The organism is Streptomyces sp. NPDC059456 (assembly GCF_042750055.1).
Classification (GTDB): Bacteria; Actinomycetota; Actinomycetes; order Streptomycetales; family Streptomycetaceae; genus Streptomyces.
Genome location: NZ_JBHYVA010000685.1, coordinates 1 through 4,505, shown reverse-complemented (window position 1 = coordinate 4,505; position 4,505 = coordinate 1). Strand labels below are relative to the sequence as shown.

Annotated in this window: 5 protein-coding genes; all 5 read right to left on the bottom strand. The window is 71.5% G+C overall.

Going from position 1 to position 4,505, the window contains the following annotated elements:
* Positions 1–197: 197 nt before the first annotated feature.
* Complete coding sequence (locus ACFXA3_RS36395) at positions 198–1,292, bottom strand: ABC transporter ATP-binding protein (RefSeq protein ID WP_385194396.1); 1,095 nt, start codon at positions 1,290–1,292, stop codon at positions 198–200.
* A 4-nt stretch (positions 1,293–1,296) separates the two neighbouring features.
* On the bottom strand, positions 1,297–2,154 hold the full coding sequence (locus tag ACFXA3_RS36390) for an ABC transporter permease (RefSeq protein ID WP_385194393.1): 858 nt from the start codon (positions 2,152–2,154) through the stop codon (positions 1,297–1,299).
* The gene (locus tag ACFXA3_RS36385; protein WP_385194391.1) at positions 2,151–3,056 is read right to left on the bottom strand and encodes an ABC transporter permease; all 906 of its coding nucleotides are present in this window, start codon (positions 3,054–3,056) and stop codon (positions 2,151–2,153) included. Before ACFXA3_RS36385 ends, ACFXA3_RS36390 begins: the two co-directional genes overlap by 4 nt.
* A gap of 1 nt (position 3,057) precedes the next feature.
* Positions 3,058–4,188 carry a spermidine/putrescine ABC transporter substrate-binding protein gene (locus ACFXA3_RS36380; protein ID WP_385194388.1) on the bottom strand — a complete coding sequence of 377 codons (1,131 nt, stop codon included), beginning with the start codon at positions 4,186–4,188 and terminating at the stop codon, positions 3,058–3,060.
* Positions 4,189–4,300: 112 nt separating this feature from the next.
* A partial coding sequence (locus ACFXA3_RS36375) for a hypothetical protein (RefSeq protein ID WP_385194385.1) occupies positions 4,301–4,505 on the bottom strand: 205 nt, incomplete at its 5' end.

Genomic DNA, 4,505 nt, shown 5'->3' with positions numbered 1-4,505 from the left:
GGCTCCGCCCGCGGTCAGGTCGCGTGCGGCGGCGAGACCGGCGAGGCCGGCGCCGAGCACGATGACGTCGTGGTTCATGGGGGTGTTCCTCCGGTCGGTGCGCACGGGCGGCGGGGCGGGGGCGACGGGCGAACGGGCCGGCCGGCCGGACGGGTCGGCCGGGCGGACGGGTCGGCCGGGCGGGTCGGCCGGGCGCGTCAGTCGAGGACCAGGCAGTGTTCGGGCTTCCAGCCGATCTCCACGCGCTCGCCGCCGCTCCAGCGGTCCTCCCTGCGCGAGCGCACGGTGTTCTGCTCCAGTACGGACACCGTCACGCCCGGGGCCAGTTCGATGAGGTACGTGGTGGTCGCACCGCCGTAGACGGTCTCCCGGACGATCCCGCCGACCTTGGCCATGCCGGCCTCGAAGTCGGAGAGCCAGATCTTCTCGGGCCGGATCGACAGGTTGACCCTGCTCCCGTCGGTGACCGAGGCCCGGGGGCCGACGGGCAGGGCGGGGCCCTCGTCCAGGACGACCGTGCCGGAGCGGTAGGTGCCGGGGACCAGGTTGGAGGTGCCCATGAAGGAGGCCGTGAAGCTGGTGGCGGGGCGCTCGTACACGTCCTCCGGGGTACCGCACTGCTCGATGCGGCCCTCGTTCATGACCGCGAGGCGGTCCGACATGGTCAGGGCCTCGTCCTGGTCGTGCGTGACGAACACGAAGGTGATGCCGACCTCGCGCTGGATCTGCTTGAGCTCGACCTGCATCCGGCGGCGCAGCTTCAGGTCGAGGGCGGCCAGCGGTTCGTCGAGCAGGAGCACTTGGGGGCGGTTGACCAGCGCGCGGGCCAGGGCGACGCGCTGGCGCTGGCCGCCGGAGAGGGTGGACGGCTTGCGGCCGGCGAGGTGCCCGAGCTGGACGAGGTCGAGCACGGCGGCGACCCGCTCGCGGATCTCGGCGCGGGGCACGCGCTTGCGTTTGAGGCCGAAGGCCACGTTGTCCGCGAGGGAGAGGTGGTCGAACAGGGCGTAGCTCTGGAAGACGGTGTTGACGTTGCGCCGGTCGGGCGGCAGCCCGGTCACGTCCTCGCCGTCGAGCAGGACGCTGCCTTCGGTGGGGTCGGCGAATCCGCCGATCATCCGGAGCAGGGTCGTCTTGCCGCAGCCGGAGGGGCCGAGGAGGGAGAAGAACTCGCCCGGGGCGATGTCGAGGGTGACGTCGCGGACGGCGTACGCGTCGGCGGCGCCGGCGTAGCGCTTGCCGACGGCGTCGAGCCGGACCGCGGGGCGGGGGTGCACGGGGGTCGGGTACATGGCGTCACTTCCCGGAGAGCAGATCGAGGCCGCCGCGGCGGCCGAACAGGCGCGGTATGGCCAGTGCCAGGACGATGAGGGCCACCGATCCGACGAGCATCAGGGTGCCGACGGCGTTGATGGTGGGCTGTACGCCGAACCGGATCGCGGAGTAGATGCGTACGGACAGCGGCTGCGGATCGACGCCGGTGGTGAAGTAGGCGAGGACGAAGTCGTCGAAGACGAGGGCGAAGACCAGCACGGCGGAGGCGAGGATGCTCGGGAGCAGTGCGGGCAGGGTCACCAGGCGCAGGGCCTGCCGGCGGGTGGCGCCGAGGTCCATGGCCGCCTCCTCCACCTCCGGGTTCAGGGCGGCGATGCGGGAGCGCAGGATGACCGTCACGTAGGAGATGGAGAAGGTGATCTCGGCGAGCATCACGGTGCCGGTGGACAGGGGGACGCCCGTCCCCTTGAAGAGGAGCATCGCCGCGACGCCGGTGACGATCTCCGGGGTGATCAGCGGGACGAGCATGACCAGTCCGGCGAGCGAGCCGAGCCGGTTGCGGGCGCGCACCAGGCCGAGGGCCAGGGCCACGCCGAGGACCAGCGAGCCGGCCATGGCGGCCAGGGAGACCCGCAGGCTCATGCCGAGCGAGGCGAGCAGGACGTCGTCGTGGAGGAAGGCCTCGTACCAGCGCAGGCTCAGCCCGTGGAAGACGGTCAGGGACTTCTGCGCGTTGAAGGAGAACAGGACGACGACCGCGACGGGGAGGTAGAGGAGGGCGAAGAAGACGACGGTGACGGCGATCGCGAAGCGGGGCCGCCGCTCGGCGCCGCGGTGGCGCCGCCGCTGTGGGGCACGGGGTGTCCGACGGGACGTCATCGGGCGGCCTCCGTCTCGTCCTTGCGGGTGCGCCGAAGGTAGCCGAGCATCCCGAGGAAGAGGACCGCCATCAGCAGCATGGTCAGGGCCGAGCCGAGCGGCCAGTTCTGGCCCTGGAAGAACTTGTCCTGGATCAGGTTGCCGATCATGATCTGGTCGGGTCCTCCCATGAGCTGGGCGCTGACGAAGTCGCCCATGGCGGGCAGGAACACGAGGACGCAGCCGGCCGCGGCGCCCTGCCGCGTGGCGGGCACGGTGACGAAGAGGAAGGTCCGCAACGGGCCGCCGTAGAGGTCGCGGCCGGCCTCGATCAGCGAGGTGTCCATCCGTTCCAGGGCCGCGAACAGCGGGATGATCATGAACACGATGAAGCCGTAGACGAGTCCGGCGATGACCCCGCCGCCGGTCTGGAGGATCTTCGTGTCGCCGTCGGCGAGGCCGGTCGCGCGCAGCGCCTTCAGCAGCGGTCCGTCGTCGGAGAGGACGACGGACCACCCGTACATCCGCACCAGGTAGTTGGCGAAGAAGGGGACGACGATGGCGGCGATCAGCGCGTTCTTGAAGCGCCCGCCGTGCAGGGCGATCGTGTAGGCGACCGGATAGGCCACGGCCAGACAGATCACACAGGTGATCAGCGCGTATCCGAGGGAGCGCAGCAGGACGGTGCGGTACGCGGGATCGGCCAGGGTGGCGATGTTCTCGAAGTCGAATCCGAACCGCGGGTTCCCCAGCGGGTCGGTGGTGCCGAACGCGAGCGTGGCCACCAGGACGAGGGAGGCGAGCAGGAAACCGGTCATCCACAGGGTGCCCGGCAGCATCAGCCAGGTCCACAGGCGCGTCCCGGACGCGGCCGGCCCGCGGCCGCGCCGGGCCGCCGCTCCGGATCGGGTGCGTCGCGCCATGTCAGCCGGCCTTCACATCGGTCCAGGCGGCGTCGCGGGCCCGCTCGGCCGTCGCGGTGCCGTTGCGGTAGAACAGGTCGGCCTTGAGGTCGTCGGCGGTCACCAGGCACTGGGGGAAGGGCTCCACCAGCGCGGCGTAGGTGTCCTCGGTGCCGCGAACCGGCATCGGGTAGCCGATGTACTCGATGTTCTTCTTCACGTTCTCGGGGCGGAGCATGTAGTCGATGAAGAGCATCGCGGTGCCGGGGTGCTGCGCGTCGGCCGGTATGGCGTAGCAGTCGGTGTTGACGGGGGCGCCCTCCTTGGCGACCTCGAAGCCGAAGACCGCCGGGTCCTCGGCCTGCGCGAGCATGGCGGCCATGTCCCCGCTCCACGCCTGGGTCATGTCGGCGTTGCCGTTGAGCAGGTTGTTGTAGCTGTCGCTGGAGAAGCCGCGCAGCCGGGGGCGCAGCGAGTGCAGCGTCTCGGCGACGCGCCCGAGTTCGCCCGCATCGCCGGTGGTGAGACCGAGTCCCAGCTTGAGCGCGCCCATGCCGAGCACCTCGTCGCGGTCGTCGAGTACGAAGACCTTGCCCTTGGCCTGCTCGTTCCACAGGTCGTCCCAGGAGCCCGTCAGCTCCCCGAGACGGTCCCGGCGCCATCCGATGCCGGTCTTGTACATGGTGAAGGGGACGGTGTGCGCGGAGCCGGGGTCGTACCAGGGATCGGCGAAGTAGCCGTAACCGCCGAACACCGCCTCGGCGTTCTTCAGCCGCGTGTGGTCGATGGAACGCAGCCGGCCGCCGGCGGTGAGGCGCTGCGCCCACTTCGCCGTGGGGAAGATGATGTCGTAGCGGTTTCCGGCGCCCAGCTTGGCGGCCATGCCCTCCATGGAGTCGAAGTTCGACTGGACGACCTTGACGCCGTACTCCTTCTGGAAGCCCTCGAAGACGGCCGGATCGACGAAGTCGGCCCAGTTGAAGTAGACGAGGTCGCCGTCGACCTTGACGTCGATCGGGGTCTGCGCGGCCGCGGCGGCGGCCGGATCGCCGCCGGCTGCGAATCCGCAGCCGGCCGAGGTGAGGGCGAGGGCCGCGGTGGCGCCGGCGCGCAGGAGGGAGCGTCTGGTCAGGGGAAGTGCCTCGGGGGACATCGGGGTCCTCTCCGTAGGGGCCCGCGGCCGTGGGGGGACGGCGGGGAGCGAACAGCGGCGGGGGCGTCGTGCGGTCGTGCCCGCACGGACGGCACGGTTCAGCGGGAGCGGCTCACAGCCCGGCGGTGTCGAGACCGGCGGGGTCGCGAGGGGCGTCGAGGCCGGCGCGGTCGCGAAGCGCGGTGTCGCGAGGGGCGGCTTCGGGCCGGGTGGCGCCCCGGCCTGCGGCGTCGAGATCGGCCCGGATGCGGCCGGCGAACCAGCCGACCGCCGACTCGCGGCGCGACAGCGGCCCGGGCTCGATCACGGGGGTGGAG